At 56.4% G+C, this 16845-nt stretch carries 21 protein-coding genes and 1 tRNA gene; 8 read left to right on the forward strand and 14 right to left on the reverse strand.

Annotated elements, in window-relative coordinates:
• Positions 1-120: 120 nt before the first annotated feature.
• The 5 genes from amn to G6L97_RS03230 all read right to left on the reverse strand — a co-directional run bounded on the left by amn (position 121) and on the right by G6L97_RS03230 (position 3311).
• Positions 121-1626 carry an AMP nucleosidase gene (gene amn, locus G6L97_RS03210; RefSeq protein ID WP_003512205.1) on the reverse strand — a complete coding sequence of 502 codons (1506 nt, stop codon included), beginning with the start codon at positions 1624-1626 and terminating at the stop codon, positions 121-123.
• Positions 1627-1728: 102 nt separating this feature from the next.
• Positions 1729-1902 carry a hypothetical protein gene (locus G6L97_RS03215; RefSeq protein ID WP_003512206.1) on the reverse strand — a complete coding sequence of 58 codons (174 nt, stop codon included), beginning with the start codon at positions 1900-1902 and terminating at the stop codon, positions 1729-1731.
• A 10-nt stretch (positions 1903-1912) separates the two neighbouring features.
• Positions 1913-2095, reverse strand: coding sequence for a hypothetical protein (locus G6L97_RS03220; RefSeq protein ID WP_013635780.1), 183 nt, complete (start codon positions 2093-2095; stop codon positions 1913-1915).
• A 159-nt stretch (positions 2096-2254) separates the two neighbouring features.
• A complete protein-coding gene (locus G6L97_RS03225; RefSeq protein ID WP_111783199.1) occupies positions 2255-2851 on the reverse strand; it encodes a P-loop NTPase family protein in 597 nt (198 codons plus the stop codon).
• 121 nt (positions 2852-2972) lie between these two features.
• A complete protein-coding gene (locus G6L97_RS03230; protein WP_013635782.1) occupies positions 2973-3311 on the reverse strand; it encodes a DUF2147 domain-containing protein in 339 nt (112 codons plus the stop codon).
• A gap of 481 nt (positions 3312-3792) precedes the next feature.
• On the opposite strand from G6L97_RS03230, the gene G6L97_RS03235 reads away from it, so the two are divergent.
• On the forward strand, positions 3793-4059 hold the full coding sequence (locus tag G6L97_RS03235) for an SEL1-like repeat protein (protein ID WP_003496982.1): 267 nt from the start codon (positions 3793-3795) through the stop codon (positions 4057-4059).
• Between the two features lie 412 nt (positions 4060-4471).
• Here G6L97_RS03235 and G6L97_RS03240 read toward each other — a convergent pair whose 3' ends face one another.
• Positions 4472-5584: a pyridoxal phosphate-dependent aminotransferase gene (locus G6L97_RS03240; protein WP_111783198.1), complete on the reverse strand. Its 1113-nt coding sequence runs from the start codon at positions 5582-5584 to the stop codon at positions 4472-4474.
• 159 nt (positions 5585-5743) lie between these two features.
• Positions 5744-6091, reverse strand: a complete 348-nt coding sequence (locus tag G6L97_RS03245) for a hypothetical protein (protein ID WP_013635784.1) — start codon at positions 6089-6091, stop codon at positions 5744-5746.
• A 328-nt stretch (positions 6092-6419) separates the two neighbouring features.
• On the opposite strand from G6L97_RS03245, the gene G6L97_RS03250 reads away from it, so the two are divergent.
• Together G6L97_RS03250 and G6L97_RS03255 are read left to right on the forward strand one after the other, a co-directional pair.
• Positions 6420-7637, forward strand: coding sequence for an NAD(P)/FAD-dependent oxidoreductase (locus G6L97_RS03250; RefSeq protein ID WP_111783197.1), 1218 nt, complete (start codon positions 6420-6422; stop codon positions 7635-7637).
• 7 nt (positions 7638-7644) lie between these two features.
• Positions 7645-8445, forward strand: coding sequence for an aldolase/citrate lyase family protein (locus G6L97_RS03255; RefSeq protein ID WP_111783196.1), 801 nt, complete (start codon positions 7645-7647; stop codon positions 8443-8445).
• A gap of 3 nt (positions 8446-8448) precedes the next feature.
• On the opposite strand, the gene G6L97_RS03260 is transcribed toward G6L97_RS03255, so the two are convergent.
• Together G6L97_RS03260 and G6L97_RS03265 are read right to left on the reverse strand one after the other, a co-directional pair.
• Entirely contained in the window at positions 8449-8625 is a 177-nt protein-coding gene (locus G6L97_RS03260; protein ID WP_164876626.1) for a hypothetical protein, read from the reverse strand.
• 96 nt (positions 8626-8721) lie between these two features.
• Positions 8722-9063, reverse strand: coding sequence for a hypothetical protein (locus G6L97_RS03265; protein WP_003512218.1), 342 nt, complete (start codon positions 9061-9063; stop codon positions 8722-8724).
• A 163-nt stretch (positions 9064-9226) separates the two neighbouring features.
• Here G6L97_RS03265 and G6L97_RS03270 point away from each other — a divergent pair.
• Together G6L97_RS03270 and G6L97_RS03275 are read left to right on the forward strand one after the other, a co-directional pair.
• Positions 9227-9317: transfer RNA gene (locus G6L97_RS03270), tRNA-Ser, on the forward strand.
• 99 nt (positions 9318-9416) lie between these two features.
• Positions 9417-10094 carry a hypothetical protein gene (locus G6L97_RS03275; RefSeq protein ID WP_174002683.1) on the forward strand — a complete coding sequence of 226 codons (678 nt, stop codon included), beginning with the start codon at positions 9417-9419 and terminating at the stop codon, positions 10092-10094.
• Positions 10095-10259: 165 nt separating this feature from the next.
• Here G6L97_RS03275 and G6L97_RS03280 read toward each other — a convergent pair whose 3' ends face one another.
• Together G6L97_RS03280 and G6L97_RS03285 are read right to left on the reverse strand one after the other, a co-directional pair.
• Complete coding sequence (locus G6L97_RS03280; protein WP_174002685.1) at positions 10260-10499, reverse strand: hypothetical protein; 240 nt, start codon at positions 10497-10499, stop codon at positions 10260-10262.
• Positions 10496-10750: a hypothetical protein gene (locus G6L97_RS03285; RefSeq protein WP_174002687.1), complete on the reverse strand. Its 255-nt coding sequence runs from the start codon at positions 10748-10750 to the stop codon at positions 10496-10498. The genes G6L97_RS03280 and G6L97_RS03285 overlap by 4 nt, the downstream gene beginning before the upstream one ends.
• Positions 10751-10854: 104 nt before the next feature.
• On the opposite strand from G6L97_RS03285, the gene G6L97_RS03290 reads away from it, so the two are divergent.
• A complete protein-coding gene (locus tag G6L97_RS03290) occupies positions 10855-11139 on the forward strand; it encodes a helix-turn-helix domain-containing protein (RefSeq protein WP_174002689.1) in 285 nt (94 codons plus the stop codon).
• 837 nt (positions 11140-11976) lie between these two features.
• The gene (locus G6L97_RS03295) at positions 11977-12924 is read left to right on the forward strand and encodes a DUF2971 domain-containing protein (protein WP_174002691.1); all 948 of its coding nucleotides are present in this window, start codon (positions 11977-11979) and stop codon (positions 12922-12924) included.
• Positions 12925-13122: 198 nt separating this feature from the next.
• Here G6L97_RS03295 and G6L97_RS03300 read toward each other — a convergent pair whose 3' ends face one another.
• The 3 genes from G6L97_RS03300 to G6L97_RS03310 form a co-directional block, all read right to left on the reverse strand.
• Positions 13123-14937 (reverse strand): phage tail tape measure protein, encoded by a 1815-nt coding sequence (locus G6L97_RS03300; protein ID WP_272438379.1) that lies wholly within the window; start codon positions 14935-14937, stop codon positions 13123-13125.
• 137 nt (positions 14938-15074) lie between these two features.
• Complete coding sequence (locus tag G6L97_RS03305; protein ID WP_174002695.1) at positions 15075-15536, reverse strand: HK97-gp10 family putative phage morphogenesis protein; 462 nt, start codon at positions 15534-15536, stop codon at positions 15075-15077.
• A complete protein-coding gene (locus G6L97_RS03310; protein WP_174002697.1) occupies positions 15529-15891 on the reverse strand; it encodes a gene transfer agent family protein in 363 nt (120 codons plus the stop codon). The genes G6L97_RS03305 and G6L97_RS03310 overlap by 8 nt, the downstream gene beginning before the upstream one ends.
• Positions 15892-16056: 165 nt before the next feature.
• Here G6L97_RS03310 and G6L97_RS03315 point away from each other — a divergent pair, with 165 nt between their 5' ends.
• Complete coding sequence (locus G6L97_RS03315; RefSeq protein WP_272438381.1) at positions 16057-16485, forward strand: super-infection exclusion protein B; 429 nt, start codon at positions 16057-16059, stop codon at positions 16483-16485.
• The last annotated feature ends 360 nt before the right edge of the window (positions 16486-16845 follow it).

A 16845-nucleotide genomic window follows, 5' to 3' on the forward strand; every position in this document is an offset into this window, starting at 1 on the left:
GTCGACCGGTGGTGGATCCTCGGGTCAAGCCGGAGGATGACGACGGAAAGGTTTCCAGCCTTTGCAGCGCCTCAAGGTGTCTGAGCAACATCACCACCTTGAGGACATGGATGCGCAAATTTACTGGAATGCCGTCTCGTAGAAGCTTCTGAGCTTGCGCGAATGCAGCGTTTCCGTTGGCATGGCGGCGAGTTTCTGCACGGCGCGGATGCCGATCTGCAGATGCTGCGCAACCTGCGTGCGGTAGAACTCCGTCGCCATGCCCGGCAGCTTCAATTCGCCGTGCAGCGGCTTGTCGGAGACGCAGAGAAGGGTGCCGTAGGGCACGCGGAACCGGAAGCCGTTGGCCGCGATGGTGGCCGATTCCATGTCGAGTGCGATGGCGCGCGATTGCGACAGGCGCTTGACCGGGCCCGCCTGGTCGCGAAGCTCCCAGTTGCGGTTGTCGATCGTGGCGACGGTGCCGGTACGCATGATGCGCTTCAGCTCGAAGCCCTCGTAACCGGTGACTTCCGCAACCGCACCTTCCAGCGCCAGTTGCACTTCCGCCAGAGCCGGGATCGGCACCCAGACCGGCAGGTCGTCGTCCAGAACGTGGTCCTCACGCACATAGGCGTGTGCCAGCACATAATCGCCAAGGCGCTGGCTGTTGCGCAGGCCGGCGCAATGGCCAACCATCAGCCAGGCATGCGGGCGCAGCACGGCGATATGGTCGGTGATCGTCTTGGCGTTGGAAGGGCCGACGCCGATATTGACCAGCGTAATGCCGGCATGGCCCTTTTTCTTCAGGTGATAGGCTGGCATCTGCGGCAGGCGGCCAAGCACCGCATCCGTGTCCGGCCTGTCGGAGCCAGCGGGGGTGATGATGTTGCCCGGCTCCACGAAGGCCGTGTAGCCTTCGCCACCATTCTTCATCAACTGCCGCGCCCATGCGGCGAATTCGTCGATATAGAACTGGTAGTTGGTGAACAGCACGAAGTTCTGGAAATGGCTGGCGCTCGTTGCCGTATAATGGCTGAGGCGGGCCAGCGAATAATCGATGCGCTGCGCGGTGAACGGCGCAAGCGGCGCGGGTTCGCCGGGCACCTGATCATATTCGCCATTGGCGATGAGATCGTCGGTGTTGTTGAGATCGGGCGTGTCGAAAAGATCGCGCAACGGCACGTCGGACAGCGAAGATGCCGCCGCCGCCTCGACATAAGCGCCTTCGCCAAAGGCGAAATGCAGCGGAATGGGCGTGGCCGATTCGGCAACCGTCACCGGAACGCCGTGGTTCTTGATCAGAAGCCCCAGCTGCTCTTTCAGGTAGTGGCGGAAAAGCTCCGGCCGGGTGATCGTCGTCGTGTAGACGCCGGGGGAGGTGACATGGCCGTAGGAAAGGCGCGAATCGACATGACCGAAAGTGGATGTCTCGAGGCTGACCTGCGGATAACAGGCGCGGTAGCGGCCGGTAATCGGCGCACCCTTGGCAAGTTCGGTGAAGGAGTTGATGAGGAACGCCGTATTGCGTTCGTAAAGCGCGGTCAAAGCCTCGACAGCTTCTTTCGGGTCCGTGAACGTCTGCGGCGCGAAAGGCTCGGGGCTGATGAAGGAGAAGGGCGGAATCGTTCGTTTTGCTATTGTCATGGCCCATTATAGGAGGCCTATTTCGACAGGCAAGCGACAGAAATACGAAGAAACTGAAAAGAAACGGAAAAATGGCTGCGGCAAAGGGCGGGCGGTGAAATCTCAGCCGAGCGCGCCGCGTTGCAGGCTCATAAGCAGCACGAAACCGGCGCCCTTTGATGCCGGGCGGGGATCTGCCTTGTAAACTGCAAGTCCCGCCACCGGGCCTAGAAAGATCGATGCCATCAGCACCAGTCTCAGTGCGGAAAACAGGCCGTTGGAAAAGATCGTCGTCATCGGCTGGTCCTCACAGCACGACGGGGCAATTGGCGGCGGGTGCCGGGCTGTGCTGGCAGGCAAGCGCCGCACCCGCATTCACCCGCTGAAAGCTGCGGTTGGGATTAACGACGAGCGAGGCGAAGGACATGGCGAAGATCGCCATGAGAAACGCGAAGATTGCCAGCCGGCTGATCAACTTTGTCATGTCCATTCCCCTTTATTGGAGTTCATGGACAGAGTTTTGCCACACTCGGACTGAACGGACCCTGAGACCCCGGTTCATATGGTGTTCAGGGAGATTAACGGGATACTTCCAGTGTGAATTAGGGCGGTGGCTGGCTTCAGCGGCCTCAAATTGCCTTCTTTTGCATCACGCCGGAGAGGCTACCGCACGGGCTGTGAGTTCGTTGACGAGGCCATCGAATGCTTCGGGATTGGCGATGTCGACGATCGGGACGTGATGGTGTCGCGCGGATGCCAGCATTTCGGTATTTTCGCGCAGGGACCGCTCAATGAAGGCGTCCATGATCCGGCGCTGGCCCGCCGTCGCATCTTTATATCCTGCATGCGCGCGCATTCTGTCGGAGAGAAAGTCATTCTGTGCGTGAAGAAAGACCCCGGCAACCGTGCTGCCCAGCAGGGGCGCTATAAATTCCGGCCGCAAGGCCGCGCCCTCGAAGATGACGATATTGCCAGTGCCTGTCTTGCTGTCGATCAGCCCGCGCACAAGCGGCCAGATATTCTGGTGATGCACCTTCAGAAACCAATGGATCGTTTCTGCCGACAGCTGCCTGTAATATTCCTCCACAGGCGCGGGTATGCCCGGCCATGGCCTCCCGGGGTGGCGTGCCAGGCTGTCGGTTGAAATTGCCTCGCAGTGGAGTTTTTCGCTTAACAGGCCGGCTAGGGTGCTTTTGCCGACATGGGACGTACCCGAAATCAGGATTATGGAAAGGGTGGCAGGCATGCGTCGCTCTTAAGAGTGTTCGTTCGGGCCGCGACGATACATCAGCGGATATATGCGTTACACATGACGTCCGTCTGCGACGACGGACAGGCTGTTACAAGCCTGTCCGCCGCATCTTATCTCACAACCGCGTCCAGGTCTGGGATTTGCACAGGATTTTCAGCACGCAGCCCTTCATGCTCAGCGAATTGCCGGAAACGGTGCCGGAGCCGCTATAGGTCTTGTCATTGGCGGGATCGGTAATATCGCCCGAATAGCTGTTTCCCTTGCCGGAAAGCTTGCCGATCTGTTTTCCCGCATGTTTGCCTGTCTTCAGCGTCACGCAGAAAGCTGCGCCGCAGGGGCCGATTACGGCTGTCTCGCCGCTCGCCGTCTTCCAGTTGCCTTCAATGGGCTCAGCAGCAAAAGCAAGGTTGCTGCCGATCAGCAGGCCTGCGGCAATCATCATCACACGCTTCATAAAAACTCCTCCGTCCATGTCGCGCTTTCTTTGCCCGTTTCGTCCTCCGCACGGGCATGCGGATAGTATTTGACGTTCACGTAAAAGGAAACAGAAAATTCCAGCTGCGAGACGGCATTTGCGTCGGTCAGGAGAGTGGGAGAGGGGCAATTCGAAAAACCGTTGTTTGGATCGTGGTGAATGAAGGGTTGAAATCCAATTCTAAAGTTTTCGTAAAATTCGCTCGAAAGTCCTTAATTTCCGCACCTCGTGATATTTAACAAAAACCCAATTTTACCAATCGTTTGCAGTTTGTTTGCGGCCCATTAATCATGCCTTTTAAGCGCCCGTTGAAAGCCTCATGACATATTGGGGTCATCAAAAGCGCAGGGAAAACCTGCCGGCCGGAAGAACAAAAAAGCCGCAAAAGACGGCAGTTCCAAAGGTTAGCCTCGACAAGAAGGCACTTGATGAAACAGGCGAGAAGACAGGGATTAAAACGATGGCACGCTTTGAAATTCGCGATATCGAAATGGCAGTTGCCGGTGGCGAAACCCGCGCCGACACCCTTTGCAATCTCGGCCTGGTCTATGCGACCGGCCGGGGATGCAAGGTGGATCTGGTCGCCGCCCACAAATGGCTCAACATCGCCGCGATCCGCGGATCGGAAAGAGCCGCTTCGCTGCGAGCAGATCTTGCCCGCAACATGACCAAGGCGGAACTGGCCGAAGCGCTGCGTGCCGCACGCGACTGGATGACGATGCACTGACGCACCTTATCCGCGACAGAATTTCCGGTCCGGTTCCCTCCAGTCCCGATGACCGGTACAAACGAAAGTAAACCCGAAGGGGAATGCGGCGAGGGCTTTGAAAAGGAGCTTTTGCGCTGACACATCAAACCGCGACCGGCAGGAACAAGGCCGGCGCGGTTTTCTTATGTCTGGCGATGTCGGTTGATGGAAAACGATTCGCGAACAGTGGTTTGTCAGAGGATGTTGAATCGATGCACGCAATGGTCGATCGCACCATATGCCGCCTGGCTCGCCATCCTCATCCCTTTGCCTGCCACGGGGATCCAGCCGGCACACGTCTGTGTGGCGAAAGACTCCTTTCAGCCCAAGGACTTGGGCTGGCTCGATTCCTCGTGACAAGAACAGGAATGAGGAGAAGGCAAGCGAAACCTCAACCCAGCGCCTTGATGACCTTCGGCAATGCCTGTTCAAAAAGATCAAGCTTGTCATCAGGTCCCACACTCACACGAATGCAGCGGTTGAGCGGCGCCACGCCCGGCATGCGGATGAACACGCCATGTTCCATCAAGCCGTCGACGATGGCGCGGGCGTAAGTGCCGTCGCGCTGGCAATCGATGGTGACGAAATTGGTTGCCGACGGCAGGGGTGAGAGGCCGTTATTGCGGGCAATCGCGGAAATGCGATCTCGAGCCACCGCAATTTTTCCAACGACGTCATGCAGATAGGCCTGATCCTTCAGCGCCGCCAATGCGCCGGCGACCGAAACGCGTGCCATGCCGAAATGATTGCGGATCTTGTCGAAGGCTTCGACATTGCCGAGCGTGCCGATGGCATACCCCACGCGGGCGCCGGCAAGCCCATAGGCTTTCGAGAAAGTCCGCATGCGCAGGATGTTCGGCTGGCCGATAAGGGCGTCGATGCTTGGCACGGCGCTGGCAGGTGCGGTCTCGCAATAGGCCTCGTCCAGAATGAGCAGGCAGGTTTCCGGCAGCGCACGGGCAAAGGCCACGACCTCGCTTGCCTCCCACCAGCTTCCCATCGGATTGTCGGGATTGGCGAAATAGACCAGCGGTGCATTTTCCCGGATGACGAGATCGAGAAGCCCGTCGAGGTTCTCGTGATCGTCGACATATGGCGTGGTCACGAGTTTTCCGCCAAAGCCGTTCACATGGTAGTTGAAGGTAGGATAACCGCCGAGCGAGGTGACCACCGGCGTTCCCGGCTCAACGATTAGCCTGGCGATCTCACCCAGCAAACCATCGACACCGCCGCCAATGGCGATATTGCCACGCGAAACGCCGTGGTGGATGGCGAGCGCTTCCTTCAGTTCGAAATTTTCCGGATCGCTGTACATCCAGGTCTCGGCCGCCGCATCCCGCATGGCCATAAGCACGGATGGGGCAGGACCGAACCCGCTTTCATTGGCGCCTATCCGCGCTTCCACCTTCAGGCCGCGGCCCCGCTCGATGGCTTCCGGGCCGACGAAGGGAACGGTTGAAGGAAGAGAGACGGCAAGCGGCGTAAGACGTGAGAAAGCGGACATTGGCTGAGATTTCCAGTACCTGTTTGAAAACCCGGCACACAATAGGTGCAAAAAAACCGGACGCAAGTCGCGCCCGGTTACCGGATGCCTGTTTTGGAACAGTTTTTTCCACCGTCGCGCCGTGAGAGAAAGACTCGGCCGCGAATCGGCCGATGCGGCTCAGACGCTGGTCTCGAAACTCAGCCTGCGCACATGGTGCAGGAATTCCGCGTCGATCAACATGTTGAATCCGATGGTGACCTTTTCCTCTTCCCTGCGGATCAGGTTGCAGCCGATCTCATCGCGAATGCCGAGAATTTCCAGATAGAAATTAGTGGGCATCTCCAGATGCGGGCTGACCTCGATCTCTGCGCCGTAAAGCGAGATGCTGCGCACCAGGCAGCGCATGGTATCCTTGGCGCTGAGGTGATGCCCGATGAAGGTGATCTTTCCGGGCCGGTCGATCTGAAACTTCTCGTATTGCTCGTCCTGCGGGACGCTTTGACGGTGATCAATATGTAAAGCCATGACAACCTCCCGGATTGCCTTTTCCTGATGCCAATTTTAACGCGGCTTCCTTGCCAGTGCGTGAAGGAAATCCGCGCAATTGTCTGTTCTGCGTCTCGACATGGGCCAGACCGCCTGTCGGAAGCCGATGTTTCCCTTGAGGAAATGCATCCGGCTCCTTCCGGTTGCAAGGGTGTCGCAGTATGGGGTGATAATGTGTCATGCTTGCACCGGGCTGGTGGCGCTGTACGGTTGACGCGGGCCGTACTTGGCGTTACGCCTGATCCCGCAATATGGCTTCGCAGGGTGCGGCAAATCTGCCCATTGGCGATTGTTCTGGGAGTGAAATGTGGCGGGAAGGCTGGTAATCGTCGGGGCGGGGCAGGCCGCTTTCGCGCTGGCGGCAAAGCTCAGGGCGCTGAAGGATGAGCGCCCCATCACCATCATCGGCTCGGAGGATGCCTATCCTTATCAACGGCCGCCACTGTCGAAAAAATACCTTTTAGGCGAGATGAGCTTCGACCGGCTGATGTTTCGGCCTGAGGAGTGGTACGCGGAAAACAATGTCGATATCCGGCTCTCCACCTTCGTGGAGGAGATAGACCGCGCTGCCAAATCCGTTCGCATGCAGGATGGCAGCACGCTTTCCTACGACAAGCTGGTACTGGCGACCGGCGCTGCACCACGCGAGCTGCCCGCCAGCATCGGCGGCGATCTCGAAGGGGTTCTGACCGTCCGCGACAAGCGCGATGCTGACCGGCTGTTTGAGGAAATGAAACCCGGCCGCAGGCTGCTGGTTATTGGCGGTGGTTATATCGGTCTGGAAGCGGCAGCCGTCGCCCGCAAGCTCGGTCTCGAGGTCACGCTGATCGAAATGGCCGACCGCATTCTCCAGCGCGTGGCGGCAAAGGAAACCGCCGATATCATGCGCGGCATCCATCAGGAGCACGGCGTCTCCATCCGCGAAAAGACCGGCCTCGTGCGGCTCGTCGGCATGGATGGCCGGGTGGCCGCTGCCGAGCTTTCCGATGGTTCGGTGCTTGACGTGGATTTCGTCATCGTCGGCATTGGCGTAACCCCGAACGATCGCCTTGCCCGCGAATCGGGCCTCGATGTCGGCAATGGCATCGTGGTGGATGAACACACCCGCAGCTCGGACGAGGATATCCACGCGGTGGGGGATTGCGCGTTGCTGCCGTGGCGGGGCCAGCTTGTGCGTCTCGAATCAGTCCAGAACGCGGTTGATCAGGCCGAGGCCGCCGCTCACGTACTGGCAGGCGCTGAAGTCGCCTATGATGCCAAACCCTGGTTCTGGTCTGATCAATACGAGGTAAAGCTGCAGATCGCCGGCTTCAACCTCGGTTATGACGAGACGGTGCTGCGGCCCGGCGCGCGCGAAGGCAGCTGGTCGGTCTGGTATTTCCGCGACGGGCGATTCGTGGCGGTCGACGCGGTCAACGATGCCAAGGCTTATGTTTCCGGCAAAAAACTGCTCGATACCGGCGCTGAGCCGGATCGCGCCATCCTGGCGGACCCGTCCGCCGATCTGAAATTACTGCTTTCCTGAGGACATCATGCCCGCTCCCGAAAATCGTTTCAAAACAGCCATCCACGCCGGCAGGCCGCAAATCGGCCTCTGGCTCGATATGGGTGAGGCCATCACGGCGGAAATTGCCGGAACAGCGGGTTTTGACTGGCTGGTCATCGATGGTGAGCACGGCCCGAACGATCTTCGCAGCATCATCGACCAATTGCGCGCTCTCGCTACATCGCCCGCCGAACCGGTGGTGCGTGTGCCCGTTGGCGAAAGCTGGATGATCAAGCAGCTGCTGGACGCAGGCGCCCGCACGCTTCTGGTGCCCATGGTCGATTCGGCGGCGCAGGCTGAAGCTTTGGTCAGTGCTATGCACTATCCGCCGCGCGGCATTCGCGGCATGGGGGCGGCGGTTGCCCGCGCCTCAGCCTTCAACACCATAACCGATTATGCCGACAGTGCGTCCGACAGCGTGTGCCTGCTGGTGCAGGCCGAAACGCGCGCCGCGATCAATGATCTCGACAATATTCTTGCGGTGGAAGGTGTGGACGGCATCTTCATCGGCCCGGCCGATCTTGCTGCGGATATGGGCTATCTCGGCAGGCTGGACGAGCCGGAAGTGCAGGCTGTAATAGAGGCAGCGATCGTCAAGATCGTCGCGGCCGGCAAAGCTGCCGGCATTCTCACCTTCAACGAGACCTTCAATCGCCGTTATCTGGAACTCGGCGCATCTTTCGTGGCTGTTGGCGCAGATGTCACGGAGTTTTCCAATACACTGCGTGCGCTTTCCAGCCGCTACAAGGGCGGGGCAGCGCCTGCGCCATCCAAATCCGGATATTGAGTCTTAGTCATCGTTGCTGGCGTTCAGCTTTTCCGGCGGAATGCCTTCTTCGCCGGAAGCGAGATAACCATTATTGATGAGTGCCGCGCGGACGATGCGCTGGATAGCCTCATCCCTGTCAATGCCGTGATCTCTCGCGAAATCCGACAATGCTTCTTCAAGATCGCTGCTGAACATCATTTCCGCCCCCCCGTTCGTCAATTCTCTGAAATAAATGCGAACAGGCAAGGCGGAACGTATCCCGCCTTGCCTGAATTCTAGCCTCTAGTGCGGCAATCAGCGCCAGCGATAAAGGCTGCTGTTCGAAGAACTCTGCTGCGTACCAGCGCCGACCGCATAACCGATCGCAAAGCCGAGTGCGCCGACGATAGTCAACAGTGAGGTTGCAGTGCCGGGGTTTTCCTTGACTGCTTCCACAACGTTCTGGCCCTGGGCGCGCACATTGCTTGCCGCCTTGCGAACGCGGCCACGAGCCTCATCCAGAAATTCGGATGCATCTTCACCAACGCCTTCCGCACGAGCGGAAACGGACTTGGAGAGAGACGAAATCTGCGAACGCAACTCCGCAATCTGGTTTTCGATCGTATCTTCGACAACATTCAGTTTGGTCTGAGCCATTAGAACACCTCTTTTTGTTACCGAAGCCAGAACGTGCCGGAAGAGAAGAAGTTCCCCAATGGCCCGCAAAGTTTCGCTGGCGGGTGTTCGGCCAACAGGTTTTTCGGCTTCTTGGCGAAAAACCCTTGCATTCATTTTTTTAAAGCAATAATCAGGCCGCACCGGAGAGGTGGCCGAGTGGTCGAAGGCGCTCCCCTGCTAAGGGAGTATACGTCAAAAGCGTATCGTGGGTTCGAATCCCATCCTCTCCGCCATTACCCTTGATTTCATTCAATAATTCGTCTTTTTTTGCCGCTTGCCATAACTTGGTGAGGATTTTACAATCCCGCAGACGCCATGGTTGGGGACCAACTTTGATCCAGTTTCTTTGGGAATCAATCCAGTGGGCGTTCTCGGATAATCTAAAGACGGCAATCGCAACGGCAATTCTCACTATTCTCTTCTTTCCCGTGAGGGAAAGGATCACTAGGTGGTACGGTGCTTCGTTTACCCTACGTCACAAAAAATGGGTGATTAGGCGCCTAAAACGTCTAACTGCGGACCTGGAGATGGTTCGACGCGGGGTGGTGCACCTAGAGGTTCTGCGTCACATCGCGACAATAGCCGCGTTCTCAGGTGTTATCACTTTAGCTGCGGTTGGAAGTGGGTCGCAGTCTGAAACCATGTGGTGGTTCACGCCGCATTTGGTAATCTCTTTCGCTATTGCCTGCTCGGTCTACTCCCTTTCTTCTGCGTTCAAGTTGATTAGAGTGGGGCTCTATCCACGCTCGGAAATATCGTCGTTCGCCAGACAGCTTGACCGAAAGCGCAGAGACGAGCTCACAGACCGAGAGCGTCAGGTCATTCTTAAATATCTTGACGAACTCAGGGACTTGTTTCCAGACGATCAGCCTATCGAGAATGCCATTGAGAACTTCGACGACATAAAATTGTATTTAAAATCGGCACATTCAATCGAAGCCGAAGCGAAGTTCAAGGAAAGGATGCATTCGCGTTCCAAAGATATCATGTCAGGTGATGAACAGGGCTGAGGCCCGCAGGGTGGTGAATCCTGCGAGCCTCGTTGGCGCTGTGGTGGCGCTTGATCCCAGACGCGAAGTGCGTCTAGGTCTCCTCGGTGATAAAGGACCGGATGCAGCCCGAAGGCGCACACCGGCAAGGTGGCTGGCCTTGCATGTCATAAGGCCAGCTGGGAATTATTGTGGACGTGATTCTTTCAACCATTCCCGGACAAGAGCGTCCAACCGCTCAGTCAACTCATCTATCCGGGCGCCGGCGAGTGCTGCGGTCGCGCTAATACCCGGCAATGCCAAAGGGCTATCTGGATCCGGGCCGTCTGCCGCTAGGGAAATCAAGTCGATAACCTTGCGCACTTCACAGAGAGAAATGGAGACTTCCTCAAGGGCGAGCGCGCCGTGCATGACAACGTGACTCATGCCCTTGCCCTCCGGGCCGCGTGGTGCGCATCCATAGCCGCATAGAATTTGGCTTTCAGTACCTCCGCGCGGTTCGCAGCATCATGAAGGATGTACGCCGCAGTGTTGGCGTCGTCGTGGTCCATGTGAGCCACCAACTGGGCGCTGATGTAGTCCAGCGCAATTCGTGTGGAGTTGAAAACGTCACACACCTCAGCCTCAAGGTTGGGGAACGACTCATTAACCGTATCTATTTGGGACTCGCTAACCATATCGGGCGTTCCTTGTTGCTTTTGTGTCGCTGCATTTGTACTGTGTACACATCAAGCCACACGAAATTAACCGTGTCAACATGTATTTGTACAGGGTACCAAAAATGAACGCCACTCAGCTTAAAATGGCCCGCGTCGGACTTGGTTGGGGTGTGCGAGACCTGGCTGAAAAAGCGGGTATTACCGCCAACACAGTCACGCGGATTGAGAACGGTTCAGACGCGAAGACTTCCACCGTCCACCTTCTTCAGACGGCTTTAGAAATTGGCGATGAGATCGAGCCGGGTAAATGGCGTTTCGCAGAGTTTATTGATCCCGACGGCGTGCGTATAAGGATTGGCGGTGATCCTGATGCCGTTGGTGGAGCGGTTGTCCATAAACCAATCTAGCGGCGGGCTTGACCGGCGGTAACGCCTCAATCATTTTGCTACCCTGACTTGGGGGCAAAGATGAAACTACCGTTGGCGCTTATCGCCGTCCTTCTCATGGTCCTGGGCGCATGGCTTGGTGGCCTGCGCATTTTTGTCATCCAGCCCATTGGCGCGATCCCTAATGGCGTGACGGCCGTGGTTGTCGGGGTGAGGGGCATCAACTTCATAGACAGCCCTGACGCCGTATGTGCACGGATAGTGCAGCCGAACCTCCTTTGCAGGGGCGCGGCTGCCGCACGCGTAGCTGACAACAGCTATATCCTATTGCGGCTACCATTCAGCGAAACGCTGTACCGATGGAGTGGGGCGAGGCTTTAGCGCTTATAGTCTGGTGAGATTGGCGGCTATAGTGGGGAAATTCCCCAGTTGATCAGATCGCCAACTTGGCGACTTGGATTAATGGCTTGTGGATTTTCTTGACCGGCAAATAGGCCGCTCGTGATTATGAAAACCGCAGGCAGAACGAGTGTTTTGAACAAATCGCCTGTGGATAGTTACTCTATGTGGAGACAAACGCGCCGATTCCAGAGTCATAATGTGCGCGTGCCGGAGAGCAGATGCGTTTAGAACCGCAATAATGACCTGCTCCCCGGACACTGGCGACCCCGGAAGAGGGAGGATCGGTTGCAGCCGATCCTCCCTCACTTGTCCCGGACAAGAGGCATTCTTCAATAATCCGTCCGGCCTGCAAAGCCCCGAGCCATCTTTTGCAGGCATTTTTGTTTAAAAGCGCCTTAAGCGGGAAACTCTTCACCGCACCATCTGGCAACAGCGTAGAATTTGGGAGGCCCTGTATTGACTCATGTTGAAAAAGAAAAACCGTCAGCACTTAAAAAGCAGGACGAACCGGAACTACCACCGCGGCGACATCACTTTGCGGGAGCGGCTGCGGCAACGCTTAAAAAATATGCGCCTGTTATTCCAAGCAAACTTTATCACTACACGAGTTCCGAAGGTCTGCTTGGGATCATCTCTAATAACAATTTTAGATTTTCGGATAGCCGTTTTCTGAACGACGGCTCCGAGAATTATACCGCACAGAACATTGCCGCCTTGGCAATCGAGTCTTATCGCAATGACCATCCAGAAGTTCAAAAGGAAGTTGGAGATCGCCTGCTCGAAGCGATAAGGGAAGCTGTCAATACGCTGATTCCTGTCGTTTTCTGCATGAGTTCGCAAAACAACCTTTTGAACCAATGGAGAGACTACGGCAAGGATGTGGTTCCGTACTCGCTGGAGGTAGACGTCAGTTCCCTTTACGATAATAGAATTTACGATTTTCCGGTTTATCTTGTAAAAGTTATCTATGATGCGACTGAGATGATTGCGATTTGTCACGACTTCTTCTTAGGAATTCACCGCGCAGTTAATGAGATTTATCCTGATGGTTCTCCATCACCGGAAGAAGAAGATAAATTGTATGAAGGTGCAGCCCTGGAGTTTGTGGCACTCTCGCTGAGTTTCAAAAATCCTGCTTTTGAGGCAGAACAAGAATGGCGATTGGTGACAACCACCGTCGACCTCCGAAACCAAGGTGTCGCGAGACGATATAGGTCTAGTAACCTCGGCGTGGTGCCGTACTTTCAGTGGGGACGAAAGGACGGAAAGAGTTTGCCTATATCGCTAGTGACAGTCGGCCCCTCGCCCTACTCACGCGTTTCCGATTTGGCTCTAAAAGAATTCTTGGACGATAATGGATATGAGTGTGAGACGGTCTTTTCTACCATCCCAATCCGTCGCTGACATCGTTTCGATGTCATGCGCCTTTACCGCTTAAATACCAGCGCCGTTATTTCCGAAACGCGACTACCGCTGGCCAAGGATCCCGAGGGACCGCCGAGCCCAAGCCAAGCAACGTTGCCATCCTCATCCCAACCGCAGCCGTCAGAAATGACCTTGATGCAGGTTTCGAATTTTTGCATGTAAATTAGAGACATCGGTTTACCCCAACTTCACGTTGCCCTTTTGGGCCTTCCTGACGGTTTCAATGATGTTTGCTTTCAGATCGCGGTTCGTCTTTTCCAAACCGGCCTGAAGGCGGGCCACGGCTGCAACGTCCGCGCCACGGGCGTCAATGTGATAGACTGGCGATAAGGTTACCGCGCCACCACCACCGCCACCCGTGATGGACTTCATGTCGGGAATGCTGGGCGGCGAAAGCGCCGGTATTGCGCCGACGTAGCCGCCATCAGCGTATCCTTTCAGGCCGCGCCGCATAGCCTCCATGGCTGCAGGACCGCCGGCAGCTTTTACAGCTGCCTGGTCGAACACGTACTCGCCTTTGTGCACGACGCCGGCAGGCTGGTACTTTCCGCCGTCGCCGGTGTAGCCGCCTTCAGAATAAAGGCCGCCAGGAGCCGAAGGGAAGCCACCGCCACCACCCTTGAAGATGTCGAACAGTCCGCCGCCGCCCATGTTGAACAGGCTATCGAGTCCGCTGTTGATCAGACGGCTGCCAAGGTTCTTCAGTGCGTTGCCAAGCACCTCAGCGGCACTTGCGCCTTCAATAAAGCCGTCAACCAACGTGCCAGCGAAATCACGCGCCGCGTCTCGGGCTTCTTCCGCTGCCGCTTTGGTCTTTTCATAAGCCTCAGACTCGCGATTGATGGCGTCAATCTTGTTGGCAATGGCCAACTGTTCCTCAGCGGTTGCTGCTGCGCCCGCCTGGCGAAGCGCGTTCATTTTGTCCTGCTGAGCGGCAGACTTGCCAATCAGCGAGTATTCGAAGTCCAGCTGCGCAATCAGGTCGGTCACGGCCTGCCGCTCTCGCTCCGCTTCTCTTGTGGCTTTTGCCCTCGCGCTTTCGGCCTTCGGGTCCGGAGGGGTGATAGGCGTGAAAGTGCGGTCTGTCGTCTTGGAGACCTCGGGCAGTTTTGTGCCCAGTGCGCCGGCAATCGCGCCGCTCTCCTCAGTCAGCTTTTGAAGCTCAATGCGGTACTGGCCGACCGCCTTGTTGCGCTGCTGCTGCGTTAGCAACTGGTTGTTGGTGGTTTCAAGGATCTTGTTCTCGAGATCAAGTCGCTTGCTGTCGACTTCAGCCTGGCGCGCGGTGAGCGTACCGGCCATCTGGCTTTCGGTTGCCCGCCAACGGTCGATGAAATCGACCAGCGAATCCGAAGCCGAAACAATAGCCGCCTTTAGGTTCTGGCCCACCGTGTGCACGATGGTGTTGAATTTTGCGTCCAGTTCCGCAGCGCGATTGATGAGGTCATCATTGATGACAATCCCCAGGTCATTCGCCGCCTTGATTTGGGCGCGAATTCCTTTCTCACCCTGAGCCAAGAGCGAAACCATGCGCTCGCCGCCGGTGCCCCCGAATAGTTCGTCAAAGATGCGAACGCCAGCGGCGGTGTCGTTCAACTGCTTTGTGCGGTTGATCAGCAGCAACAGGAATTCGGATGGGTCTTTAAGGCGCTCCTTGACCTCCTGAGGCGACAAGCCAAGCCGCTGGAACGCCTCCGCAGCGCTGCCCTTACCGGTCTGCGCAAACTCATCGGCGCGCAGGGACATTTCCTTGAGGCCGTCCGTCATGGCGTCAATTGGAATGCGGGCCTGTTCCGCAACATAGCGCCATTCCTGAAAGGACTTTGCGGACACGCCGGCCATCTTCGCGGCGTCGCCCAACTCAGCAACGGCTTTCGTAGCTGCCGCGAAACCAGCAACGAGACCACCAACACCACCGGCAGCAACCCCTGCAAACAGGCCAGCAAGGCTGGTTTTTGCTACGTCACCAGCTGAACTGAAAGCTTTGCTCAAGCGGGCCCGCATTCCTTCAGCCGAAGCCTCAATCTTCCGAAAATTGCGATCGGCATTACGTGTTGCGCCGGCGATCTTTCTTTCAAAGTCGGCAACGCGTGCTTCCAGGAGGACAGCAAGTCGTTCGTACTCTACGCTCATTTCTTTTTGCTCCTGACGGCTTTGGACATCGCGCGTTTGATTTTGGCTGCGGCCTTTTTCTGCGCCAGCCGGAAACCCGAGAAGAAGTACGGCTGCGCCCTGCTGCCGGGGTTTTTTGTTCCCGCAAATTGGCCGCCATTGAGGTGGGCTCGTGTCCCAAACTCAACGAGGTGGGCGTACCTTACCTTGCTATTGCCGGCTGTAATCATCGCGGCGTTTGCAGGTACAACAGTCGAGCGACCTGGCTGACTATGTGGTGGGGTTTTCTGTCCGCCGGGGGTAACCTCAATGCTGTCCTTCAGATCGCCGTCGTCGACTGGCGCCAGCGCCTTCATAACGGCGGCCACATCCTGTGCGGCGGAAGTGATTGCAGGCTGGGTCTGCTCGCGCACAGCCTTTGGGATTTTTTCAAGGCGGCGCTTTAGTCGGTCCCAGCCTTCAAGGGTCCGCCTAGCCATTTACTGCGGCAGGCTCGGCTTCGTCTGCGGCGCCTCCCTTGCCGTGGAATGCGGCATCCATCACCCGAACCACTAATGGGAAATTCTCTGCCGCGGGTCGATTCTCGACGTAGTTACGAACCAAGCGCAGCGCATCTGTAGGTTTCGTGCCCCCGCCAATCAGGCCGAGGCGCAGAATTTCGCGTGCGTCATTGAGATTGACGATGCCGGTGCGGACAGCGTGAAGCAGCGTCGCATACATAGAGCGATCCGTTGTTTTTTCCCATTCACTGGCCAAATCCCAGGTCAGTGCAAATTTATACGTGCCGTCAGCAAAGTCTTCTTCGACGATTGCAAATGGTTGTGCTGTGGTCATTTAGATTTTCCTTGTGGATTGTGGGCGGGTTGCATCGACGCGACGAACTTCCACGGCAATACTTGCGAGAATTTAGCGCCAAGAGTTGGGGTCTCGATGCCTAGTTGGCTCACAGATATGTTCTCGCGGGAGATAAGCTCTAAGATTGCCCTGCCGATACTAGTCTTGTCGGCACTGACGCTTTTCGCTCCAAACGACTATGCGAAAATACTCGGGATAGACGGTTTCAGAAGCGAGTATAGGCTCTGGATCGGTGCGGCATTTGTGCTGTCCTCTTCGGCGTTGGTTACCAATGCCATCTGGAGCGCAGCAATTTTTCTAAAGCCGTGGGTAAGCGGATGGGTCTTTGTTCAAACGCACAAAAAAAACCTACACTCGCTCACATCGGACGAGAAGGCTATTCTCCGCCTGTTTATTATCGACGGAGAATCCACCGTCTACGAAGATGCCAACACTGGTGCGATAAATTTGCTTGTGAACAAGCATATCGCACACCGCGCAAGCAATTTGTCATTGAGAATGACTAGGTTTGCCTACATATTGCACCCGTGGGCACGAGAGTATCTCGAAAAGAACCGAAGTCTTCTTGAATAAAATAGAGATGCGCAGCAAAGTAGGCATTTCGTAATTCATAATTGCATAGCAGGAGAGCAACGTGTCGAACGCCGGATGGATATTTTATTTGGAAGACGGTATAGACCGGTACGTGGTTCATGTATCAGAACCGGATCGCAATGCAGCGGCGAACCTGATACCCGCAAATCTGCGAGGTCTAAATGTGACTAATGAGCAGATCATGAGCAAATCGTTGAACGATTTCTTTCCTCTACAGCCAGGAAAAGTAGCTGTGGGAAAATACCTCGTCTAACGATTTTCCATCATAGAGGCCGGCGCTATGTGTCGAAAACCCTTTTGGCGCGGCTGTGCATACTGGTAAGTTCCTCTCGATCAGTC

This window comes from Agrobacterium tumefaciens, from assembly GCF_013318015.2.
In the GTDB taxonomy this organism is placed as follows: domain Bacteria; phylum Pseudomonadota; class Alphaproteobacteria; order Rhizobiales; family Rhizobiaceae; genus Agrobacterium; species Agrobacterium tumefaciens.

Excerpts from the sequence above, each read along its gene's own strand:
- G6L97_RS03260 (WP_164876626.1), bottom strand. The coding sequence starts at position 8,625 with ATGATGTTCAGCAGCGATCTTGAAGAAGCATTGTCGGATTTCGCGAGA.
- G6L97_RS03230 (WP_013635782.1), bottom strand. The coding sequence starts at position 3,311 with ATGAAGCGTGTGATGATGATTGCCGCAGGCCTGCTGATCGGCAGCAAC.
- G6L97_RS03240 (WP_111783198.1), bottom strand. The coding sequence starts at position 5,584 with ATGTCCGCTTTCTCACGTCTTACGCCGCTTGCCGTCTCTCTTCCTTCA.
- G6L97_RS03280 (WP_174002685.1), bottom strand. The coding sequence starts at position 10,499 with ATGAGTCACGTTGTCATGCACGGCGCGCTCGCCCTTGAGGAAGTCTCC.
- G6L97_RS03310 (WP_174002697.1), bottom strand. The coding sequence starts at position 15,891 with ATGACCACAGCACAACCATTTGCAATCGTCGAAGAAGACTTTGCTGAC.
- G6L97_RS03305 (WP_174002695.1), bottom strand. The coding sequence starts at position 15,536 with ATGGCTAGGCGGACCCTTGAAGGCTGGGACCGACTAAAGCGCCGCCTT.
- G6L97_RS03290 (WP_174002689.1), top strand. The coding sequence starts at position 10,855 with ATGAACGCCACTCAGCTTAAAATGGCCCGCGTCGGACTTGGTTGGGGT.
- G6L97_RS03215 (WP_003512206.1), bottom strand. The coding sequence starts at position 1,902 with ATGACGACGATCTTTTCCAACGGCCTGTTTTCCGCACTGAGACTGGTG.
- G6L97_RS03220 (WP_013635780.1), bottom strand. The coding sequence starts at position 2,095 with ATGGACATGACAAAGTTGATCAGCCGGCTGGCAATCTTCGCGTTTCTC.
- G6L97_RS03235 (WP_003496982.1), top strand. The coding sequence starts at position 3,793 with ATGGCACGCTTTGAAATTCGCGATATCGAAATGGCAGTTGCCGGTGGC.
- G6L97_RS03225 (WP_111783199.1), bottom strand. The coding sequence starts at position 2,851 with ATGCCTGCCACCCTTTCCATAATCCTGATTTCGGGTACGTCCCATGTC.
- G6L97_RS03265 (WP_003512218.1), bottom strand. The coding sequence starts at position 9,063 with ATGGCTCAGACCAAACTGAATGTTGTCGAAGATACGATCGAAAACCAG.
- G6L97_RS03255 (WP_111783196.1), top strand. The coding sequence starts at position 7,645 with ATGCCCGCTCCCGAAAATCGTTTCAAAACAGCCATCCACGCCGGCAGG.
- G6L97_RS03285 (WP_174002687.1), bottom strand. The coding sequence starts at position 10,750 with ATGGTTAGCGAGTCCCAAATAGATACGGTTAATGAGTCGTTCCCCAAC.
- amn (WP_003512205.1), bottom strand. The coding sequence starts at position 1,626 with ATGACAATAGCAAAACGAACGATTCCGCCCTTCTCCTTCATCAGCCCC.
- G6L97_RS03245 (WP_013635784.1), bottom strand. The coding sequence starts at position 6,091 with ATGGCTTTACATATTGATCACCGTCAAAGCGTCCCGCAGGACGAGCAA.